Raw genomic sequence first — 22,237 nt, 5'->3', positions numbered from 1 at the left:
GCAAACGTGCTACAATGTTTACAATGAGTAATATGGAGATTTTATTATGAAAAAACTATACTGGCAGAGTGTTGAGATCAATGATCAAAAATTCTTCTTCACGGTAACCGAAGCCGGCCTGAACTTTGTTTCCAGCCCAGGTCGGTTTTTATCGGAGATTTTTGACTTTTATCCAGATAACCGTTATCGCTACCAATTTATGTACGACGAAGCCATCACGGAGCCTTACCTGAACGAGTTTACCGAATATTTCGCTAAAAAACGCAAACAATTTGATCTGCCCCTTGACTTTGACGGGTTAGGCACACAGCTGCAGCGACAGACTTGGGCAGCCATTATGAAAGTGCCTTATGGACAAACAATCACGTATAAACAATTAGCCGAAAACGTTGGGCGTCCTAAAGCTATCCGGGCAGTGGCAACGGCAGTCGCACAGAATCCCTTGCTGATTGTCGTGCCATGTCATCGAATTATTAAATCCAGCGGTGAAATCGGTGAATATCGCGGTGGCAGAGCAGCCAAGAAATCACTACTTGAGTTTGAGAAAGCCCCAATTTCTAAACAACCGCTGATTAAGAAGTTACCGTTACCCAAGATTAGTCAACTAGGTAAACCTGATCTTTAATTAAATCGAATGGCTGGTGGTGCCGATTGAGCCGGTTGGTGGCGTCAGGTTCGATGTAGCGGGCTTGCAGCCAAAATTGTTTGGAATTAGTTGCTCCATTTTTTTCGCCAATCACAATCAGTTTAAGCTGATTGTGATTTTTTCTAATCGCCTTTAAGACCTCTTGATCGATACTGCTTTTATCGGGTGACCAGCTCATAATGACCACATTAACTTGGTCCTGGTATTTGGCAATTGCGGCTAAAGCATCCAATTGTTCAATGTCCGTGACAGGGTGTTTACCAGTTTGATTTTCAGTCGTCCAAGCTAAGCTATCTGTTGGATAAACCTGAATGCCCAGATCCTGTAAGCCCTTTGAAATGTAACCATTTCCGGCCATGATTTCCAATGCAGCCCCGGGGCGAATATAATCGGCCAAGTCCTTAACGAACGGAGCTGAGATGTACGCCCACATGCCATATTCGCTTTCTAAATAGTCCCGATAAGACCGCAACAATTTGTCCAACTTTGGCAAGGCGTCACTTAATTGGGTCCAAAGCCGGTCACCGGCTGGATCCCCCTTGGCAAACTGTTGATTGATTTTTTGAAAGATTTGGTCCTGAGCATCATCTGGTAGTAGTAGTTCTGGTAGGTCTTGTGGCAGCAGCCCTGACTTGATTAGATGATCACTTTGGATGACATTATTAATCAAGTATTTGATCTGGGGATATCCGTCAAATTGTTCCCGGTAATTGAGTAATTGATTGATGTAGCCGGATGATGCCGCTTTTTTAGCAGGATGCTTTTTTAGCAGTTTCCTTTTTTGCTTATTAGATAACATATGAACTCCTAACGATTTGCTTACGATTGGCCTAAGTCCAGCTCCTCTTGATGGACGTGTGGACCTGGTTTTTCAACTCGACTGCTCATTCCATGGACGTAGCCGGAAATTAATTGATAGATTTCATAGCGATCTTTTGAGTTGAGCTGTTCGCCATTGAATAATAGTGTTTTGTCAGAAATAAACAGTTTGGCAAGATCATACGTATTATTCTCTGCTAATCCGGTCAAGTAATCCATTGTGACGTCAAAAAATTTGGCCAGCTTTTGAACTTCTACATAGGAAGGCTTTCTAACGCCACGTTCCCAGTTACCAATTTGGGAAGCTGTATTTTTGTTCGTTTTAGCGGCGTCTTGGTTAAACTCTTCGTTTAAATTTTCAGCCAAATCAGATAAAGTGAGATGTTGTCCCTTTCTCAGTGCACGTAATCTTTCTGGAAACATGTAATCACCGTCCTGTTCGTTAATCTCATTATACTTCATTTTTCCGGTTGACAAAATGAGACGTTGCCATTTAGTAAATATGGTAAGATAGTGAACAGTAAAAATTAAAACGGGTGGGAGTAAGTAATGAAAAAACGCACTAAAATCATTGTTGCCTGTGTTGCCGTGGCGGCCGTTGTCACTGCCGGCCTATTTGGGGCGGGGCTTTATTTTTATCAAGTGGCGGTCGTCCCAGCTCCAAAGACCTTTTTAAGCAAGCCACAAAAAATAACCAAAAATAATCCATTGTATCCAGCTTATAAGTGGTATCAGCAGGTTAACAAGCAGCGTTGGTACGAAGTGTCTGCGACCCGTCATTTGATTCTTGATGCTGACTACATTCCAGCTGCTTCGCATACGCAAAAGATGGTTTTAATTGCGCACGGCTTTATGGGCAATAAGGATAAAATGTTTTCGTATGCCTATTTATTTCACCGCCTCGGCTATAATGTTTTGCTGCCGGATGCGCGCGGACACGGTGATAGTCAAGGAAACTACATTGGCTACGGTTGGCCTGATCGGCTTGATAATGTCAAATGGATCAAAAAAATTATTGCTCAAAATGGGCAAGCATCAAAAATTGTGATGTTTGGCACGAGTATGGGTGGCGCGGCAACGATGATGGTTAGTGGGGTCAAGAACGTTCCCAAACAAGTTAAAGCTTATATTGAAGATTGTGGGTATACAGACGTTTACGATGAGGTCGCTTATCAGGCCAAAGAGCTATATCATTTGCCAAAATTTCCATTGGTAGGAATTGTTAGTTTAATTAATCATGTAAAAAACGGCTACTCATTCAAAGAAGCCAGTGCATTAAACCAGGTGAAGAAAAATCATCGACCAATGCTTTTTATTCATGGCGCACATGACCATTTTGTCCCAACCCGAATGGTTTATCCACTTTATCACGCGACCAAAGGACCCAAGCAACTCTTAATTGTCCCGGGGAAAGGGCATGCGCGATCGTACCAAAACCAGCCGAAGCTTTATCAACAGACCGTGGCCCAATTTTTAAAACGATGGGTCAAATAGATGGCTAACGAGGTATTCACCATACAGAAACTTCGCCACATGGCGGGAATGAATATGTTAAAATGCTATTAGGATTGTTTTCGAAAGGAGGTTTGTCTTTGATATATGTAATTTTTGGCCTGATTGCTTGTATTGTCGGGGCGATCAGTGGCATTCAAATAGAAAAAAAGCACCATCAAGCAGAGATCAGCCAGGCAAAAGCGGCTGCTCAAAAAATTGTTGAAAAAGCAACCATTGATGCTCAGGATAAGGCTGAAAAGTTAATTGAGAATGGTAAAAAGCAGACGCTGGACTATAAAGACTCAATTGAAGAAGAACTTGATAGTTACCAAACAGATAACATCACTCGCCAAAGCCGAATTGATCAGCGCCAAAATGGGTTGACGCAGACAGCTGAACGACTCAATCAGCTGCATCAAAAGCTGGCGGATAAACAAAATGGCTTAAATGATCAAAAAGAACTGATTAAGGATTTAGGCAGCCAGGCTGACGAGTTGTCTCAAGCGCGAAGTCAAACGCTGCAAAAACGGGGTGCCTTAACAATTGATGAGGCAAAGCGTCAAGTCTTAGCTCAATTAACAAATGAATTAAACCGGGAAAAAGATGTTGAACTTAAATATCAAGCTGACGAAGCCCAAGTCAGCGCTCCCAAGCTGGCTAAAATTTTGGCGATTGATGCCATTCAACGGGCACCGCTTGACATTCCACGAGAACATATCGAACACTCAATCCAAATCTCTGACGTTAATACGAAGCAAAAATTAGTGGGACGGGACTCCCAAAATAGTCGCTATATTGAGACGCTGACCGGAGTTGATTTGGTATTTGACCCAGAGGACCCGTGCTTGCTTCACGTGGTTACCCAAGACCCATTGAGACGAGAAGTCGCTAAGACGGCCATCTCGAACTTGCTGGTGACGAAACAAATCAACCCGCAATCAATTGAACATCAAGTAGCTGTTGCGCAACAGGATTTAAGCAATGAATTGCGTAGAACAGGTGAAAAAGTCGTGGGGTCACTCCACATTGGTTGGATGCATCCGGACTTGCTTAAGATCGTGGGTCGACTGAAATATCGGACAAGTTACGGTCAAAATGTCTTAAATCACTCGGTCGAAGTAGCTGATATTGCGGGGCTGATGGCCGCGGAATTAGGTTTAGACGTAAAAATTGCCAAGCGGGCAGGCTTGCTCCATGATATTGGTAAAGCGATCGACCGCGAAGTTGATGGTACGCACGTTGAGTTAGGCGTTAAAATTGCGGAAACTTATGATGAGGACCCCCAGGTAGTTAACTCAATTGCCTCTCATCATGGTGACGTGGATGTAACGACACCGATTGCCCATTTGGTGGCAGCTGGGGATTCAATTTCCGGTGGTCGGCCGGGAGCTCGGAGCGAATCGGTTGAGGAATACGTTAATCGGCTTAAGAATTTGGAACGGATTGCCAGCGAAAAGCACGGCGTTAAAGAGAGTTACGCAATTCAAGCAGGTCGAGAGATTCGAATGATGGTTGATCCGAGAAAGGTTAATGATCATCAAAATGAAGAATTAGCGCAACAAGTGAAGCGCCAAATTGAGGACGAATTAACCTATCCAGGAAAGATCAAGGTGACTTCGATCCGAGATTTCAAGGCGACTGCTTACGTTGGGGCTGAAAAGAAAAAACGGGCCAAAAAAGCAAGTCGGGGAGCTTAAATTAGTTGACTAGTTTTTGGACTTAAATAGACAGATCGGGTGTGGCTTCAAATGCCGCACCCGATCTGTCTATTTAAAAATGAAAAAATTGCTGAATCAGGGATAAACTTAATGAGAGACAATTCGAAAATTATGATTGTTGGTTGCTTCAACGACTGGATGTTGTTCTAAGTACTCTAGTATGACTTGGCTAATGGTTGTATCACTTGAAGCAACAATTTTGTCTCGCGTAAACATCGGGTAATGACCACCGCCACTCGCCCGATACCGATTTAAAGCCACGTAAAGAATTTGATCATCAACCACGTCTTTACCATGATATTTAAGTTCAGTGACCCGGCTACCAACTGGGTTGGAAATATTTAACGTGTAATCAATTCCTTCATACATGTCGTAGTTATAGAACCGTTCTTTTGGAAACATAAATTGTTCATTTACGGTAACGGCACCATGCTTGACATCAAAGTATTTAGCGGTGACTTCTAGGGCTGCTCGCAGGTCGGCACCGGTAATTCGCGATTTGACCAATGTGTTTGGATAAACGTAGTTAGTGATGATGTTTCGCATCGTGATTGGGTCTTCGAACCCGTGAGCTTCATTGTTATAAAGGGCAGTTGCTGAAATATCCGTTCCCATCTTATCCATTTGGATTTTTTGAATAAATTCGATAAACGCGGTTTCTTCAATTCGGGCTTTAAATGGATCGTCGAAGGTCAGGCTGCCTTTAATTGTTGAAAGTGGCTTATCAAGCCAGGTTTGCAGGTGTTTGGATAATCGTGAAATTGATTGGCCCATTTCTTCATCTGGTTCGCTGTCGCTGGCACTGATTAATTCTGAATTGGTTCGAGTGATTTTTTGATCGTGATTTGAGACGTTGAAAGAAATTTTGCCAATAAACTCACCGCGAGACCCCGGTTGAACAATAGGGACATTAAAAAGGCGACTAGCAATTTTTCGGTGCTGGTGGCCAGAAATGAGCGCATCGATTCCCTTAATATGTTTCAAAATATCATAGCCGCGATTTTCTCCCGGGTTGATATCGTTCCAATTGCCAGTATGGTCCCGCTCAAAGCCACCGTGATAAACGACCACCACGATATCTGCTTTTGCCCGTAACTCTGGGATGTAGCGTTTGCACGCGTCGAGTTCTGGAATTAAGTTAAATTCATTTAAATCGTTAACGTTCTTCCACTTTTTGGTACTAGTCGTCGTCAAACCTAAGAAGCCCACTTTGACGCCGGCAATCTCGATGATTGTATACGGATCGGCTAACTGGGGCTCGTTATGCTGGTCAACGATGTTGGCGCAGACAAACTGGCGGTGGGAGTTTGTCATCATAAAGTTTAAGTAATTCAGCCCATAATCAAACTCATGATTGCCGATCGTGCCGACCTGGTAGCCAACCTGATTATAAGCGGAAATAAAGGCTGCTTGATCCGCCTGGTCTGCTAGTTTGGCGACATAGTATGCCATTGGCGACCCCTCAAGGAAGTCGCCATTGTCGATTAAGATAATCTTTTCATCTGGATGTTGTTGAGCATATCGTTTAATTGCTGTCTGATCACGCTGCAAGCCAAAGGGTTTGTCGGCATTAGAATCTACGTAATTGGTTGGTTCAATAAAGCCGTGAGTGTCACTGGTCGCAAGAAGTGTTATTTTCATTTTTTCACCTACAAAAACAATTATATTGTCAAGTATAGTCAATTATCTACCGGTTGTAAATTAGCAATAAGTAAAGCGCTTACCCTGGCGTTGAAGTGACTTTTACATCTGGTTGCAAAAGTCCATTTGATGAACTGAAATACTTTGATTCAACTAATTGGAGTTATCTCGCTGAACCTTGTCTTGGCGGCAGACATCGGCCACATCAATATATTCAGATTAAAAAGCCTAAATTAATAAACCTTCGTAACGCACTGCGCGATGGCGGCATCGAAATCGTCAAAATAGCGTAAAAGATCTCCCAAATAACACCTCGGATTCAAAATAATCATGATAACCATATTATAATGGATGACAGAGAGGAACGAGATAAAAAATTTCACAATATACTAAATTAAAGTAAGTAACGGTGTTGACAAAAATTATCGTTATGTTAATATAGTCGTTGAAGGATGTTGTTTCAGTTTCACGTTTTTGTATAGAATGGGGGGATTTTAATGCTCAATTTATATGTTGCACAAAGTAGTGCTTCCAGTCGGAAGGCTCGTGCATGGTTGAAGAGTCATCACATCGATTTTAAGGAAAGAAATATCAATTCCAACCCTCTAAATGCCGATGAAGTTAAGCAGATCCTGAGGCTAACCGAAAATGGCAGTGAAGATATTATTTCTACAAGATCCAATATCTATAAGAAGTTGAATTTGGATATTGACAACCTGACTGTTTCTCAGTTGGTTGACTTAGTAGTGAAATATCCTGATTTGATCAAACGACCAATTATTTTTGACGACCATCGCCTTGAAGTTGGATTTAATGAAGAAGAAATCAGACGATTCTTGCCACGAAGCGTACGGGAAGCCGAACTTCGCAAGTTAGAGTCGCAAATCAGTTAGTTTACTATAATTACTAATCAGTTATACGTATAAATAAAGTGACTCAAGCAAATGGATGCTTGAGTCACTTTTTAGTTTGTGAAAAGGAGTCCGGATTAGCTATCTAATTGACAAGTAGCTGGTTAAATAACTTTTAAAAATCAAAATTTGTCCGTAACAATCTTGGCGGTTGGGAAGCCCGCCGTTTAATTAGTGGTGTGATCAATATACTGACAGTTGTATTCTACTGTTAACTTGAGTAGAATGAATCTCGTTAATATAAAGGAGCGAGCGCAATTGATTAAAATGGTAGCATTAGACTTGGATGGCACCTTGCTGACAAGTGACAAGACGATTTCTAAAGGCAATGAACAAGTGTTAAGACAGCTTCACCAGACGGGCGTTAAGGTTGTTTTGTGTACTGGCCGACCGATTAACGCAATCTGGCGGTTTATTGAACAGCTGGGGCTTACCCAAGCAGCTGATTATACAATCACGTTTAATGGTGCATTGGTTGTTCATAATAACGACAAGAGCGAATTGGCTAAGAGTGGGATGAAAAAAGAAGCGTTGCGGCCACTATATGAGTTCGTCAAAAAACAGGGAGCGCCACTTGACGTGCTTGACTTTGAGCAAGTCTACCCGTTAACGGATTTGAAGCCGTCAATGTATCGACAGCAGTTTAAGGGAAACATTGCCTTTGTTCCCGAATCATATGCGGAATTAGCAGTGAGTGATGCATACTCCAAAGCGGTTGTCTGTGATCAGCCGGCACTGCTTGATCGCTACCAGGCATCGATTGACGCGCAGTTGCGGCAGAAATACCACATTGTTCGCTCTCAGCCACAAATTATGGAATTTTTGGCCCCCCATATGGACAAAGTTGTCGGCCTAGAAGCGTTATTGAAATATTTTGGCTGGGACTTTAGCAATTTGATGGCCTTTGGCGATGCTGAAAATGACTTGGGCATGATCACCCATGCGAAGATTGGCGTTGTGATGGAAAATGGACAGGAAAAAGTTAAGCAGGCAGGCAATGTCATTACTGGTACCAACGATGAGGATGGTGTCGCTCAATATCTTGAGAAGTATTTTGGGTAGGAGATTTTAAGGCTGTTGCTTGGCGGATTCTCAATGATAAGTGGCGTTGAGCGTTAACGTTTGGTTAGCCGGGTTTCTTCATCTTAGTTTGAAGACATTCTCTTGGTTTGCTAGTATTGGCATGGACTTGCAGCTGCTTGACTGGCAAAAGGTCTAGTTGTCGCCGCAAATAACTTTGAATCTAAATAAAAAGGATCCTCACGATTTTTCTCGTAGGGATTCTTTTTACTTATCGGCCAAGATTCAGCAGCCTAGTTTTTCTTGAATAAATTGGTCAAGTGATCCATAAACGCCTCTAGATAAGCGTCAACATTGGCGTTCACCGCAACTTTAACGTTGGTATTCGGATCATCAAGCCGAGCAGGATCGCCAGTCGTTCTACCATAATACTTTTCATCAGTCGTGACATACATGTTTAAGTCAATCGTTTGAACAAAGTCAGGGTTGATTGCCACACCGACCGCGAACGGATCATGCAATGCGCAACCATGAAGATCTGGGCTGGTAACTTCGTAAGCTTTGATGTAGTAATCCACAATGTCGGCAAATGCTTCACCAGGCTTAGTATGTAAGTCCCGCCATTGCTGAGTTTCTTTTCTGGTTAGTAAGGTTCTGAGCGTCACGTCCAGGCCAACTTGGGTTAACGGGACGTGACGGAATACGTTATTGGCGGCAGAAGCGTCTTGTTGAATGTTTGCTTCCGCAACGTTGGTGACATTTCCAGGAACGGTGACGGCGCCGCCCATGATGGTGACGTTGCCGATTTCATTGGCAATTTCTGGTGCTTTTTTGATGGCGGCGTCTAAATTGGTTAACGGGCCGGTTGGTACTAAGATTAGGTCTTTACCATACTGCTTAACCGCGTTAATGAAGAAGTCAATTGCGTCACCCGTTTCCGGTTGGCGTTTTGGCGCTGGTAATTGAACTTCACCAATGCCATTTTCGCCGTGAATTTGCGCGCTGACCGGCATTCTATCGAAATGGTCGGTTTCTGACGAGTGAGACAATCCCTGGTAGACGGGGACGTCGCCTGCACCAAGTAATTCCAAAATCTTAAGGGAATTTTGGACACCATCTTCCACATAAACGTTACCATACGAACCAATAATACCAATTAAATCAACAGCTGGATCAGCGACCGCATAGGCAATTGCCATTGCGTCGTCGATGCCAGTATCAAGGTCTAAAATCATTTTTTTCTGGGCCATTAAATTGTTACCTCCGTTCGTGAATTAACAAGGATGAAAACCCTTTACTCCATCATAACCGAATTTTCTACATAACACAATTCCCGACCAAATCTTGAAACCAATCAAGTTGTAAGTTACGCTTAATAGTAACAATAATAGGAGTGCGTGATGAAAAAAATTGGAAGAAACTTCTTTTCGCTTCTTTGGACAGGGGTTCGACGAAATTATGATAACTTGGATGATAATATTGCTAAGCATTTAGGTGAAACCGCTGCCGATAGTCCTGTCGAAATTCACTTATCAAAAATGTTTTCGGATGTTTTTAAACGCCACACTAAGGATCAGGCAGACCGGTTGTTTATTGTTGGCACCAAAAGCACCACCCCCAGTCTGCAGAAAGTTTCTAGCCGGCCGGTTAAACCGTGGTTTTTCTCACGGGTCTTTTTGGTGCTGGCGTTAAGTTTTGTGATGTTAATTTTGTTGCTTTTTTTGTTCAAAAGTAATAAAGCAATCCCCGGCTTGATCTTTATTGGTTCGTTGGCAGTGCCGTTTTCACTATTAATGATGTTTTTTGAAATTAATGTTTACCAAAACATTTCGGTTCTCCAAGTCTTAACGACTTTTTTAATGGGCGGTATTTTATCGCTTTTAGTGACCATGACCTTTTATATGATGTTGCCAATTCGAAGTGAAATTAGTATTGAGTCGGCCTTGATTGTTGGGATTACCGAAGAACTGGCTAAGTGTATTGTGATCATTATTTTCATTAATTTATATAAATTGAATTATATTTTCAATGGTGTCTTGATTGGCGCGGCGATTGGCGCTGGCTTTTCTGTTTTTGAAAGTTCTGGCTATGTGAGCGAGTATGGCTTGGTCACGATTTTTACTAGGAGTTTTCAGGCGATTGGAACTCATACGATTTGGGCGGCAATCATTGGCGGAGCAATTATTCTTGGTAAGAAACGTAAACAGCCGTTTACGTTAAACGATTTTTTTACCAAGCCGAGATTTTTTATCTTTTTTCTTATTACGATCTGCCTGCACACGTTTTGGGACTGGGACATTCCGCATACAGGACTTAGCGTATCGTTGTTGCAGGAATTAATTGATGTTATTATTGGGTGGTTTCTCATTTTTGTAATGATTGACGCTGGCTTGCGGGAAGTCAAGACCCTTCAAGGCCAGCAAATCGTCATTCAGCGAAGCAAGAAGAGGCTGGTTAAGAAACGCTAGGAGAGCTGCGCAAAGCAGGGATCTGCGCGTAAGCACCTTTGCAAAAAATTCCAAGCCCGGGAATTTCCTGCAAAGGAGCCTTACACTCCGATCCCTAACCGCTTTGCTCCGCTCACTGGTTTTAGGACAGCTCCGCAAAGCAGAAACTTCCGCATAAAACATCTTGGCCAAAAATCCAAGCCCGGGATTTCCGGCCAAGATGCCTTATGCTACAGTTTCTAAGCGCTTTGCTCCGCTCACTTGTTTTTAGGACAGTTTCGCCAGGCAGAAAGCTCCACGTAAGCACCTCTAACAAAAATTCCAGAACCGGGAATTTCCGTTAGAGGAGCCTTACGTTCCGCTTTCTAAACGCCTGGCTCCGCTCACTATATTAGGATAGCTCCGCAAAGCAGAAGCTTGCACCTAAGGCCACTTATTTAAGGAGGACTTTTGATGACAGTTGAAGATACAGTTTATGATATTACGATTATTGGCGGTGGCCCCGCCGGGATGTTTGCTGGGTTTTATGCGGGGTTACGAGATGCGCGGACCCAAATTATCGAAAGTTTATCGGAATTAGGCGGTCAAGTCAGCGCATTGTACCCTGAAAAGACCATATTAGACGTTGGCGGCTATCCAAATATTAAAGCTAGAAATTTGGTCACGGAGTTGGAAAACCAACTCCAGGGGTCTGATACGGCCGTTAAATTGAACCAGACCGTTGTTAATATTGACCAAGTCGGTGAAAACTATCAAATTACCACTAATAAAGAAGTGACCCAAACCAAAGCTATTATTATTGCAACGGGAGTGGGGGCCTTTAACCCTAGAAAATTAGCAGTTGATAATAGCGACGCCTTTGAGGGCAAAAATTTATTTTATAGTGTAAAAGATTTAGCGCATTTCCGCGACCGGGTAGTCCTGGTTGCTGGCGGTGGTGACGCGGCAATTGATGAAGCACTGTTGTTGAATTCAGTAGCCAAAAAGGTTTATTTATTACACCGGCGTGATCAATTTCGCGCAATGGAACGCAGCGTAGAACAGCTCATTCAGTCGTCGATTCAGCCGGTTACGCCTTATTTAATTAAAGGCTTAACGCAACAAGATGGTGATCAAGTTAAGGTTTCGGCTAAGAAAATGAAAACGGATGAAATGTTAGAATTGACAGTTAACGATATCGTCGTGAACTATGGGTTTATTGCCCAAGATGATGCGTTAAATGGCTGGACAATTCACCCACAGACGGACCATGGCACCATAAAAGTTGCCTCAAATGCTTTGACAGATTTAAAAAATGTTTTTGCAATTGGTGACGTTTCGAAGTACGAAGGCAAACAACCGTTAATAGCAACAGCGTTTGGCGAAGCCCCAATTGCGGTTAATGCGGCAATGAAGAGCCTTTACCCAGATAGAAGAGGGCCAGTGCATAGCACGTCGTTAAAAAGATGAGTGCGAAATCAAGCGGTTAAAATCGGAGCACCAGTCTCTGACAACTGAATCCCTAGGCTCCAGGATTTTAGTTGTCGGTGCTTATGCCGGGATTTCTGCTTGCTGAGGCACGTTACCGCTCGATCAAACAGCATATTTACAAGAAACCTACCAGCTGATTGTAATAAAAAGGAGGGGTCGCATGTTCGAACGCGGGGCAATCGAAGTCTATGATGCCCATCAAAATAATTTAAAGCACGTGAATTTAAAAATCCCAAAGTATCAAATCACCGTATTTGCGGGATTATCCGGATCCGGCAAGTCTTCATTAGTATTTGATACGATTGCTGCAGCATCACGCCGGGAGTTAAACGAAACTTTTCCAAGTTTCACCCAGCAATATTTGCCAAAATATGGTCAGCCTCAGGTTAAACGGATTGACCATCTACCAGTGGCAATTGTGATTGAACAAAAGCGGATTGGTAAAAATGCCCGCTCAACGCTCTCGACGTATACCGGGATTTATTCGTTATTGCGATTGCTGTTTTCACGGGCTGGCAAGCCATTTGTCGGTTATTCGGATACCTTCTCATTTAACCTGCCACAGGGGATGTGTCCGACTTGCCAAGGATTAGGCTATGTTGATGATATTGATGCTAAAGCCTTGATTGACCCCAACAAATCACTTAACCAGGGCGCCATTACGTTTGTGAGTTTTGGCCCTCATACTTGGCGCTGGCGGCGCTATGCCTATAGTGGTTTGTTTGATAATGATAAGCCACTAAAGGATTACACCGACCAAGAGATGGATTTATTGTTAAACGCGCCTCAGCAACGACTTAAAAATGCACCTGAGAAGTGGCCGCGGACCGCATTGTATGAAGGGGTCATTCCTCGAATCAGGCGTTCAATTATCGGCAAGCGCGAAGCAGAACATCATAAGGAAGCCCTTGCCCAAATTGTAACCCGGCGGCCATGCCCAGATTGTCATGGCACTCGATTACGGCCAGAAGTCTTGACCTGTCAAATTAATGGGTTAAACATTGCAGATGTCTTAGCGATGGATTTGGTCCACGCACTGCAATTTCTGCATGCAATCAAAATCCCACTAGTTGCCGATGTGATTCGAGAAGTTGCGGTCAAAATTCAATCATTGGTTGATATCGGCTTGGGTTATCTTACCCTTGATCGAAGCACAGAAACATTGTCCGGCGGTGAAACCCAGCGAATCAAGATTGCTAAGTTTTTGACGAGTGAATTGGTTGATATGGTTTATATTTTAGATGAACCCAGCGTGGGGTTGCATCCCCACGACATTCAGCTGATCAAAAACGCGCTGATTAATCTCAAAAAGAAGGGCAACACCATTTTAGTTGTGGAGCATAACCCAGAGCTAATGCCGATTGCCGATTACGTGGTTGAAATTGGCCCGCAGGCCGGTAAAAATGGTGGCAGGATCACCTTTACCGGCACTTATCAAGCCTTATTGACCAGCAATACGATGACTGGGACCCTTTTAAAGCGACCGCTTACTTATCGGCCACCCCGCCAATTGACGAAGACAGTTAGTTTAAAGCATGTCACTACCCATAATTTAAAGGATGTATCGGTCGAGATACCGTTGGGCGTTGAAACGGTTATTTCAGGCGTTGCCGGCTCTGGTAAAAGTTCATTGGTGGACGCACTCAAGCGCCAGCTAAAGGTTCCTTATATTGATCTTTCTCAAGGGGCCATTGGGACTAATATTCGCTCAACGCCAGTGACTTATCTTAACATTTTAGACGACATTCGTAAGTTATTTGCCAAGGCAACGGGAACGTCTACCAGCTTGTTTAGCTATAACGGCAAGGGTGCTTGTCCAAGGTGTAAGGGGAAGGGCGTGACCATTACAAACATGGCGTTCATGGATCCAGTGGTTCAAGAATGTGAGATGTGTCATGGTAAACGCTATAATGATGAAGCGCTTGGTCATCACTACAACGGCAAAAACATCAGTGAGGTACTTAACATGCCGATCGAATCGGCAATTCAGTTTTTTAAGCAGACCCCCGAAATTGACCGCAAATTAATTAATATGCAAAAGGTGGGCTTGGACTATCTTACGTTGGGCCAACCGTTGACAACCTTATCTGGTGGTGAACTGCAACGATTAAAGTTGGCAGTTCAGTTGAACAAAACCGGGACAATTTATCTGCTGGATGAACCGACGGCAGGGTTGCATATGAAAGATGTTGCCAAGTTGATTCGTTTATTTGATGAACTGGTAGCGGCTGGCAATACACTAATCATTGTGGAACATAATCTGGAAGTGATTAGTAAAGCCGACTGGCTGATTGATGTTGGCCCGGATGCTGGAATTTATGGCGGCCAAATATTATATGCTGGGATACCGGAACGAGCACAACAAGTTTCCCAATCACGGACAGGAGTTGCCCTTAAAGCATATAATCAAATGCGATCCTAAAATCATATTTAAAACGACCGTTCAACGAGAAATAATCTCGCCGAACGGTCGTTTTAGTTTTTTTAAAAAATGTAGTTAAAGTCGATTAGTTGTTGATATTATTTGTGCTGTCAATGGCAACCGCAAAGTTGTTGTAATCTTTAGCACCGGTAACCCCGGCAAATGACAGGTATAAGCCGTCTTTCTTTTGCTGTGAGGTTACTTGCTTGGTCCAAGTTGAACCACTGATAGCGCCGGTCTTCGTGTAAACTAATTGAGCGTCACGACCAAAGGCACCTGAGTATGAGTTGTCAGGCACAGAAATGGTAATGGTGCTGGTGGCAGCGTTATAGTTAATGGCAAATGGATGACCTTGACCATTAATCATGTCCTTGTTCATTGAAACAACTTGGGCTTTTTCGTCAGCTGATTGGGCAGAGGCAAAACCAATGCCGGTATCTTGGCGCTTGTTAGAATTTAGCGTACCATCAGGACTGGTTGTTCGCCAAGAAACAACGCCTTCATAACGGCCACCTTGCCACCATGATTTGTTCTGGAAGTCGCCGTATGATGAATCAGAGTTATAGTGTTCGTCAAATACCAAGCCAAATGAACTGGCCAAGCCGTTCATCCCGAGCATGCCGCCAGTACTTGAAGCTGGCCGCAAGGTATTTGGATTGTCAGGGCTAAATAAGATGTTAAAGGCATCGCCACCGCCATCAACCCGGCTGCCTAAATAAAGCCGACCAGTAACCGAGAAGTCTTTGGTTAAGTCAAGCTTCTTGTTAGTAGTTGCGTAGCCGTAATCATTATATTGCGATTGCGTTAACTGCGCGAACGAATTAGTGTTGAGTGTCGTTTGGCTACCATAGCGAGTGTTAACGCTGAATAATTGGTTAGTCGTTGGTTGAGCAGTGGCAGTGGTATCTGCTGAAGCAGTGACTGCTGGTGAACTAAATAAACCGGCACCGTTTTGGACACCAACACCGGCAAAAGTTGCTAAGCCAGCGGAGAATAATGCGATCGTAGCGGCTTTTTTGATGATGCGAAAGCTGGATTTCTTACCTTGTACTGATTTCATAAATTAAATCCCCCTTGTAGATTATCTATGCAATTACTTGATACTATCCTTACTATAGCATCAACGTTAGAAGAAGAAACCCAGCAAATCGATTGGAAGTGTTGGTGTCACTGGGGTTGCTGGGAAAAAATGATCAAAGTAACGGCAAAGCTTAAGCCAATCATATCAGCAGTTGACTTGGAGAATGCTGGTATGATTGGCTTAAATAAGTTGATCAACGATGGCTGACAATTAAGTTAATTGTGGCTACCGTTTCTTTTTAAGGTGTTTTGCTGAAGCCGGCGTTGACTGATTAGAAGTTGCCTTTAATTGGCTTTCCAAACGATCGACTTGCTTGGTGAGCCGGTTAACCTGTTTAGAAAGTTGCTTAAGGGCTTTGGTTTGCGCATCTTGCTTATCTTCATTTGTAAAAAAATCCGTAATTGTCGAAGTTAATAAACCAAGAAAGCCAATCCCACCAAGCATCAAGATGGCAGCAACAATTTTGCCACCATCCGTTTTGGGGGTCACGTCACCATAGCCGACAGTTGTCGCGGTGGTAATGGCCCACCAGAGTGAATTTTGCAGGGAATCATGTTCAAACGAGGCAAAAATCAATGAGCTAAAGATGAGAATGACTAAACTGATCGACAGGAGGTAAATGAAGCCGGTATCGTATAAAAATCGATGAAGTGCCCTGGTGAATTTTCCTGATAAGCCGAATTTCCAAAGCAGATTGTAATAACGCACGATCGAATAAATCCGCGCCACACGGAAGAATACGAAGATGGGATGGGAAGGAATCAGGGCGATTAAATCAAACAAGTTTGAGATCAAAAAGTCTTTTTTCGATCCCGCTCTAAAAAAGCGAATCACATAATCTGATAAGAAGAACAACCAAATCAGCATAAAAATGAGCCGATAAGGTCCCCTTTGCCAGCTGATGAGGCCGTTAAGTTCTAGTGCCGCTAGTAGAAAGGAGGCTAACGCTAGAATTGCAACGAGAATGTTATAAAACAGAATATTGAGTTTTTGACTTTCTGACTTCACGAGCGCCATCCCCCAATTTAACGGCTGCTATCGTTATTGGTTGCGTCAGGATTGGTAATCTTGATTCGGTTCGTATCACTGGACTTGTGATGAATTTCTGGTGCATCGGTAGTGTAATCTTTGATCGTTGATCGATTACCATTCTTTGAGAATAGACTGGTTGATTGCTTACCACGTTTGGCTTCAATCCGCTTTTCCTTTTGATATTCGTTGGCGTAATTGTATTTTCGCGGATCAATACTTTCAAAGCCCTTTGGGTGATAGAAGCGCAAAAGATTTTTTTCATTCAGCGAATCTGAAAGGGAAAGCTCAGTTTGAACCCGTTTTTTGTTCACTTTGACTTGCGCCTGTTGCCGCTTAGATAATTTCATCAGTTGGCCGGTTCGATTTGAGTAAATGTCTCCGCTAATTGAAGTAAAGGTTGGGCTAACCCAATCTTGATTTCTAAAGGCGACGACTTGGTCATGTTGATTAGAGAAAATATCCGTTCCAAATTGGACGTAGCGTTTAGTACTGATCCCAAGCAAATGCATCAGCGTCGGCAAGACATCGATTTCACCAGCGTATTTGCTGGAGACGTACCCGTCCTTTCGACCTGGAATATTGATGATAAACGGTACCCGTTGGAGTTGGGCGTTGTCAAAATCGTCCCAGTCGTCTGGATCACGGTGAATCGCTTTGGCCAAGTTTTTATTTTCTGAGTCAGAAATGCCGTAATGATCACCATACAAAACAATGACGGACTTCTTCAATAACCCGGTTTTTCGCAGGTAATTATAGAATTCGTGAACGGATTGGTCGAGATAATGAGCTGTTAGGAAGTAGTTATCAACGACTTCATCTTGGGTGTCAGTTGTCTTAAAGTTGGTATCTTCTTTATCGAGGTCAAACGGGAAGTGGTTGGTAACGGTGAGATATTTGACGTAGAAGGGTTGTTGAAGATTTTGGAGGTATTTGACAGAATCGCGGAACAATAGCTTATCCTTTAAACCATATCCCAGCGAACGATCGCCTGACGTGTCGTAATAGCTAGCATCAAAGAAGTACTGATACCCCATATTTTTGTAAACGTTGTTTCGGTTCCAGAAACTGGCAATGTTTCCATGGAAAACGGCACTCGTATAATCCCGGCGCTGCTTAAGAATGGCTGGGGCAGCTTGGAAAGTGTTATCGCTGCCTAACTGAGCAAACAGCGATCCTTGAGGTAAGCCATAAGTGCTGGTTTCCAGCATGTTTTCGGCGTCAGAAGTTTTGCCTTGGCCAACTTGGTGAAAGAAGTTCTTGAAAGCATAGGACGATTTACTGCGGTAAAGTTTGTTTAAAAATGGGGTAACTTCTTGGCCGTTAATTTTTTGGCCAATTAAGAATTGTTGGAAACTTTCCAAATGAATAATGATGACGTTTTTACCTTTGGCAATGCCATAGTATTTCTTATTTGGCTTAGCGTAGTGCCCGTTTGTGAATTTTAAGACATCATTTAATTCGGACTTGGTCGCTGTTGCCCGCAAATCGTTATTGTGCTGTGATTTGACTGCATCATAGACGGTAAAGGCGTCGATGCCTAAGTATTTGACGACGTACGTCCGGTCAAACGTCCGTGATAGTAATTGAGGGCGGTCCATTTCAGCCAAAGAGAGGTTGATTGTAAAAAAAAGCATACAAAATGAAGTGACTGCCAAACCAATCCGCCGATTGAGTGGCCGGGGATCAATTTTGATTTTCTTCAAAACCAATAGGATCAAAATGATTATTAGATCAAGCCAGTACAAGATATCGTGAATATTAGTCAAGGCCAGGGAGCTACCGCTTAGCCCCTGATTAACTTTCGAATAGCCGGTCATGGTGCTGACGGTCATAAAATCAGTGAATTCACGAAAGTAAATGACGTTTAAGTAAAGCAAGACGGTGTTTAGGATTGAAATTAACAAGGCGATTGGATAAAAGAAGCGGGCCCGTTTAAAGTATAGGGCGATGCCAACCAGCAAGCCGGTTGTCGCCAATGGATTAATTAAAACTATGAGAAATTGGAAGGGATTAGTGATGCCTAATCTGAAGTCAGCAAAGTAAGCCAGCATCGTTTTAAGCCAAAAGCAGGTGACTAACAAGATTAGAAACCCTTTACGCGTGCTGCTTTTCTCAAGTATCATATTAACGAATTTCAAAGTGTCTGCTCCTTCATAATTATTGCTTGTTTTATCTTATCAAATAATTTGATGAAATTAACTAAATAGGTAAGATTTTGCCTAAATCTTAAAATGATTTAGATGAACGCCAGCCAAAATTATTGTTATACTTAAACCATTAAAGGGTAAAGGAAGTGTGATGATGAGTCAATTTACGTTGTATATGGTGCGCCATGGACAAACCTATTTCAACATTTACAATAAGCTTCAAGGCTGGAGCAATTCGCCACTGACCGATAAGGGGATTCAAAATGCGGTTGATACGGCAGAAAAGCTAAAAGGTATCAAATTTGCGGCAGCTTATTGTAGTGACACGACTCGTGCTGAGAAAACGGCGAAAGTGATTTTGTCTCATAACCAGGCATCTGATATTAAAGGGCCGGAGACGTCACCGTTTTTTAGAGAAGAGTTCTACGGTTATTTTGAAGGAAACGATATGTCGCAAGCTTGGTATTTGGCTGGGGCGCCTCACGGGTTGCCAACCTTTAAAGACATCGTTGAAAAATATTCAATTGGTAAAGCAAAAGATTATTTAAAAGACGCTGATCCCTTCCATCAGGCGGAAAACAATCAAGAATATTGGCACCGCTTGGATCAAGGGTTTGACCTGATTAAGCGCAATCCTAAAATTCAAGATGGCGATAATGTTTTGTTAATCAGCCATGGTAACACGTTATTGAGCGTGGTGGAGCGCTATGGGAACGGTAAATATGATGTCACTGAGCGACCAGCAAATGGAAGTTTAACAAAGTTAGCATTTGATGGTGATAACGTTACGGTTACGGCGTATAATGAGTAATATGCAGGAGGGGTTGAGTTATTCCTGCGTGATTTTAGTAAAATTGGCAGTAGCCAACTTCTTTAAGTTGTTGCCCAGCCCGTTGACCACACATATTGTAAATAAACTAATTCACTAGGTAGGACCATTTTGAAAATTAAAGAAACAGATCAACTTGATGACACATATCAAGATGCCCGAACGATTCGTCGCCATGTCTTTGTGGAAGAGCAGGGGATTGACGAACAAGATGAATTCGATGGCACCGACTCAAAAGCTGTTCACTTTGTGGCTTATGTTGACAATAGGCCAGTTGCGACAGCTCGAACCACGGTAACGGAGATGGGTGTCCACATTCAACGGGTAGCAACCGAGAAGCGTTTTCGGCACCAGGGTTATGCCAAGCAGTTATTACAGACTATTTTGAATGATGACCGGTTTGCTAATTCCACACGGTTTTATTTAGGTGCCCAGCAAACCGCCGTTGGCTTTTATCAGACACTTGGGTTTAAAACCTATGGGCAACCGTTTGTCGAAGTGGGCATTCCCCATATTAATATGGAGAAAGTGTGAGTGACCGCTTCGTTCGCGTTGGGTTGAACGGGTTCCAAGGATCATTCAATTTGTAAGATCAAAGCACGCCAGAAGAAAATTCTAGCGTGTTTTTATTTGCGCCAATGGACAAAAATCCCGCTTTTAATTCGTTGCCAGCCCATGCTGATAATGATTGCCGAGGTAAACGACAGTATCCAAGTTCCAACATAGACGACGATAATGCCGATCAAAGGCGTTTGGGCGATTAATTGTCTGCCAAAGATTAACCGAAGAAGCTGCTGCCAAAAAACGGTTGATAAAAAGGCGCGGTAGGCGTAGTTGGCAAGATAATGAACCAAATAGGTCAATTGATACTGGCGATTGATTTGCCAGTTGCCAACGGCTGAAATTAATAAAATAACCGACAGATCATAGAATGCCATTGATGGGCGATAGTAGGTGGCGTTTGCCAGCTTAATGGGATAACCAAAGTGAAACAAATTGAGGTTAATCCAATAAAAACATCCCAAAGCGATGATCAAAATAATTGGCCAGAATCGCAGTAACTTGCTAAAGGCCTTTCGGAATTGCCAGGCTAGGAGACCGCCGATTCCGTATAAACTAAAACTGACGAAGACTCGGTCAAGTAAATACCAATTAGTCATAAACGGTCCGTGAAAAACCAGCTGATCATACCCAATTAACCACCCCCAATATCCGAGGCTAGTAATGACAAAGACGAACCAACCACGGCCAGCCCGATTAGCGACCCAGTCGGCCAATAACCAAAAAAGTGGCATAAGAAAAATAAACTGAATCATCATGGTGTTGTACCAAAGATGAGGGGCAGCGTTACCGTTGATAAATTGCCAACCGAACTGGATTAAGGTATGGTAATGGTTAACTTGTTGGAGACCGGGCATTGTCAGCAAATAAATGCTGGTCCACCAAATTGTGGGCACAAGGGTTGCCCGCCATTGGTTGTGTAAATAATGGTGATAAGTCAGCGTGGGATTGAAGGTTCGAATGGTGGTATATAAAATGCCAAAAATAAACGCTGGGGCGGTGAACTTGGTGAAGTTATATGCTATCCCAATCCAGGTTTGGACCTGGTGACTGGGATTAGTTGTTAGCGAGAAACTTAAAATTGTTTGTAGCATGACAGCAGTGCAAGCAGCCAGTTTGAGATAATCACCAATGTCTGCTGTCGTTAAATTTTGTTGGGGATTTGATTTTACCATTGCATTCACATCGGTCCTTTGATAGTTTAATGCAGCCCATCATAATCAGCTAGCTGAATACATGAAAAAAGAACTGAAATCAAGTTCCAGTCCTTCTCAATTTTATTATGTCGATGATAGTAGTTGAATTGTTAGATATAAGTATTAATCGAAATCAGCGATGTGAGCTGAACCAACGTAATCCCACCAAGGTGCTTTAACAGTTTCAGTGATAACACCGCGATTTTGTGCGTCGATCATTTTGCCGTTGCCAACGTACAAACCAACGTGAGAAATAGCTGATGCGTTCCAGCCGAAGAAGACAAGATCACCTTTTTGAAGATCCTTATAAGCGACCTTTTTCCCTGCATTGTATTGAGCTTGAGCAGTTCGTGGCAAAGTAATATCGGCACCCTTCTTATAAACGTAACTGGTAAAACCAGAGCAATCAAATGCAGAAGGGCCATTGGCACCATATGAATATGGCTTGCTGAGATTTTGCTTAGCAACTTGATACAATTGTGAATAAGAGGCATCAGTATCAAACTTAGCAGCTGAAGCAGTAGTTGTGAAGCCGGCGGTTAATAGTGCAAAGAAAGCAACTAGACTTAAAATAATTTGTTTATGTAATTTCATAATTTTCAACAACTCCCTATCAATTTACAGTGAATACTGTAACAATAGTTTGTTGCAGTCGTGTAACAAACTATTTGCAATGCAGTTAAAAGAGGTGGGGGCCTTGCAACATTCGCGTAAAATTAGTGCATAGTCAAGTCACAAACGTTGCCATACAGGGGTTAAATGACGAAACAAAAGAAGACCCAAACGAAATATTTCGGATGGGT

General features: G+C 42.8%; 19 protein-coding genes. 10 read left to right on the top strand and 9 right to left on the bottom strand.

What is annotated here, in order from left to right; all coding sequences use genetic code 11:
- Positions 1 to 46: 46 nt before the first annotated feature.
- A complete protein-coding gene (locus YK48G_RS11330) occupies positions 47 to 625 on the top strand; it encodes a methylated-DNA--[protein]-cysteine S-methyltransferase (RefSeq protein WP_203630825.1) in 579 nt (192 codons plus the stop codon).
- Here YK48G_RS11330 and YK48G_RS11325 read toward each other — a convergent pair.
- Entirely contained in the window at positions 597 to 1,445 is an 849-nt protein-coding gene (locus tag YK48G_RS11325) for an SAM-dependent methyltransferase (protein ID WP_203630824.1), read from the bottom strand. The genes YK48G_RS11330 and YK48G_RS11325 overlap by 29 nt on opposite strands.
- A 20-nt stretch (positions 1,446 to 1,465) precedes the next feature.
- A complete protein-coding gene (locus YK48G_RS11320; RefSeq protein ID WP_203630823.1) occupies positions 1,466 to 1,888 on the bottom strand; it encodes a helix-turn-helix domain-containing protein in 423 nt (140 codons plus the stop codon).
- Positions 1,889 to 2,014: 126 nt separating this feature from the next.
- Between YK48G_RS11320 and YK48G_RS11315 the strand changes: the two genes are divergently transcribed.
- Together YK48G_RS11315 and rny are read left to right on the top strand one after the other, a co-directional pair.
- A complete protein-coding gene (locus tag YK48G_RS11315; protein ID WP_203630822.1) occupies positions 2,015 to 2,959 on the top strand; it encodes an alpha/beta hydrolase in 945 nt (314 codons plus the stop codon).
- 98 nt (positions 2,960 to 3,057) lie between these two features.
- Positions 3,058 to 4,656 (top strand): ribonuclease Y, encoded by a 1,599-nt coding sequence (gene rny / locus YK48G_RS11310; protein ID WP_232365360.1) that lies wholly within the window; start codon positions 3,058 to 3,060, stop codon positions 4,654 to 4,656.
- A gap of 108 nt (positions 4,657 to 4,764) precedes the next feature.
- Here rny and YK48G_RS11305 read toward each other — a convergent pair whose 3' ends face one another.
- Positions 4,765 to 6,318 (bottom strand): bifunctional metallophosphatase/5'-nucleotidase, encoded by a 1,554-nt coding sequence (locus tag YK48G_RS11305; protein ID WP_203630820.1) that lies wholly within the window; start codon positions 6,316 to 6,318, stop codon positions 4,765 to 4,767.
- A 497-nt stretch (positions 6,319 to 6,815) separates the two neighbouring features.
- On the opposite strand from YK48G_RS11305, the gene spx reads away from it, so the two are divergent.
- Positions 6,816 to 7,211, top strand: a complete 396-nt coding sequence (spx, locus tag YK48G_RS11300; RefSeq protein WP_203630819.1) for a transcriptional regulator Spx — start codon at positions 6,816 to 6,818, stop codon at positions 7,209 to 7,211.
- A 285-nt stretch (positions 7,212 to 7,496) separates the two neighbouring features.
- The gene (locus YK48G_RS11295; protein ID WP_203630932.1) at positions 7,497 to 8,291 is read left to right on the top strand and encodes a Cof-type HAD-IIB family hydrolase; all 795 of its coding nucleotides are present in this window, start codon (positions 7,497 to 7,499) and stop codon (positions 8,289 to 8,291) included.
- A 251-nt stretch (positions 8,292 to 8,542) separates the two neighbouring features.
- Here YK48G_RS11295 and YK48G_RS11290 read toward each other — a convergent pair whose 3' ends face one another.
- On the bottom strand, positions 8,543 to 9,499 hold the full coding sequence (locus YK48G_RS11290; RefSeq protein ID WP_203630818.1) for a nucleoside hydrolase: 957 nt from the start codon (positions 9,497 to 9,499) through the stop codon (positions 8,543 to 8,545).
- A gap of 150 nt (positions 9,500 to 9,649) precedes the next feature.
- Between YK48G_RS11290 and YK48G_RS11285 the strand changes: the two genes are divergently transcribed.
- From YK48G_RS11285 to YK48G_RS11275, 3 genes are all read left to right on the top strand, one after another.
- Complete coding sequence (locus YK48G_RS11285) at positions 9,650 to 10,717, top strand: PrsW family intramembrane metalloprotease (RefSeq protein ID WP_203630817.1); 1,068 nt, start codon at positions 9,650 to 9,652, stop codon at positions 10,715 to 10,717.
- Positions 10,718 to 11,149: 432 nt separating this feature from the next.
- Entirely contained in the window at positions 11,150 to 12,145 is a 996-nt protein-coding gene (locus YK48G_RS11280) for an NAD(P)/FAD-dependent oxidoreductase (protein WP_203630816.1), read from the top strand.
- A 181-nt stretch (positions 12,146 to 12,326) separates the two neighbouring features.
- On the top strand, positions 12,327 to 14,588 hold the full coding sequence (locus YK48G_RS11275; RefSeq protein WP_203630815.1) for an ATP-binding cassette domain-containing protein: 2,262 nt from the start codon (positions 12,327 to 12,329) through the stop codon (positions 14,586 to 14,588).
- Positions 14,589 to 14,673: 85 nt separating this feature from the next.
- Here the strand turns inward: YK48G_RS11275 and YK48G_RS11270 are convergent, their stop codons facing one another.
- From YK48G_RS11270 to YK48G_RS11260, 3 genes are all read right to left on the bottom strand, one after another.
- The gene (locus tag YK48G_RS11270; protein ID WP_203630814.1) at positions 14,674 to 15,648 is read right to left on the bottom strand and encodes a lectin-like domain-containing protein; all 975 of its coding nucleotides are present in this window, start codon (positions 15,646 to 15,648) and stop codon (positions 14,674 to 14,676) included.
- 246 nt (positions 15,649 to 15,894) lie between these two features.
- Positions 15,895 to 16,686 (bottom strand): potassium channel family protein, encoded by a 792-nt coding sequence (locus YK48G_RS11265; RefSeq protein WP_373300214.1) that lies wholly within the window; start codon positions 16,684 to 16,686, stop codon positions 15,895 to 15,897.
- A gap of 8 nt (positions 16,687 to 16,694) precedes the next feature.
- The gene (locus YK48G_RS11260; protein WP_203630931.1) at positions 16,695 to 18,824 is read right to left on the bottom strand and encodes an LTA synthase family protein; all 2,130 of its coding nucleotides are present in this window, start codon (positions 18,822 to 18,824) and stop codon (positions 16,695 to 16,697) included.
- A gap of 178 nt (positions 18,825 to 19,002) precedes the next feature.
- Between YK48G_RS11260 and YK48G_RS11255 the strand changes: the two genes are divergently transcribed.
- On the top strand, positions 19,003 to 19,659 hold the full coding sequence (locus YK48G_RS11255) for a histidine phosphatase family protein (RefSeq protein WP_203630930.1): 657 nt from the start codon (positions 19,003 to 19,005) through the stop codon (positions 19,657 to 19,659).
- 129 nt (positions 19,660 to 19,788) lie between these two features.
- Positions 19,789 to 20,211, top strand: a complete 423-nt coding sequence (locus tag YK48G_RS11250; protein ID WP_203630812.1) for a GNAT family N-acetyltransferase — start codon at positions 19,789 to 19,791, stop codon at positions 20,209 to 20,211.
- 92 nt (positions 20,212 to 20,303) lie between these two features.
- On the opposite strand, the gene YK48G_RS11245 is transcribed toward YK48G_RS11250, so the two are convergent.
- Both YK48G_RS11245 and YK48G_RS11240 read right to left on the bottom strand, forming a co-directional pair.
- A complete protein-coding gene (locus YK48G_RS11245; RefSeq protein WP_203630811.1) occupies positions 20,304 to 21,413 on the bottom strand; it encodes an acyltransferase family protein in 1,110 nt (369 codons plus the stop codon).
- 144 nt (positions 21,414 to 21,557) lie between these two features.
- The gene (locus YK48G_RS11240; RefSeq protein ID WP_203630810.1) at positions 21,558 to 22,028 is read right to left on the bottom strand and encodes a C40 family peptidase; all 471 of its coding nucleotides are present in this window, start codon (positions 22,026 to 22,028) and stop codon (positions 21,558 to 21,560) included.
- Positions 22,029 to 22,237 lie beyond the last annotated feature (209 nt).

The organism is Lentilactobacillus fungorum (genome assembly GCF_016860605.1).
In the GTDB taxonomy this organism is placed as follows: Bacteria; Bacillota; Bacilli; order Lactobacillales; family Lactobacillaceae; genus Lentilactobacillus; species Lentilactobacillus fungorum.
The sequence above is the reverse complement of the archived record's forward strand: the minus strand, read 5'-3'. Positions and strand labels throughout refer to the sequence as shown.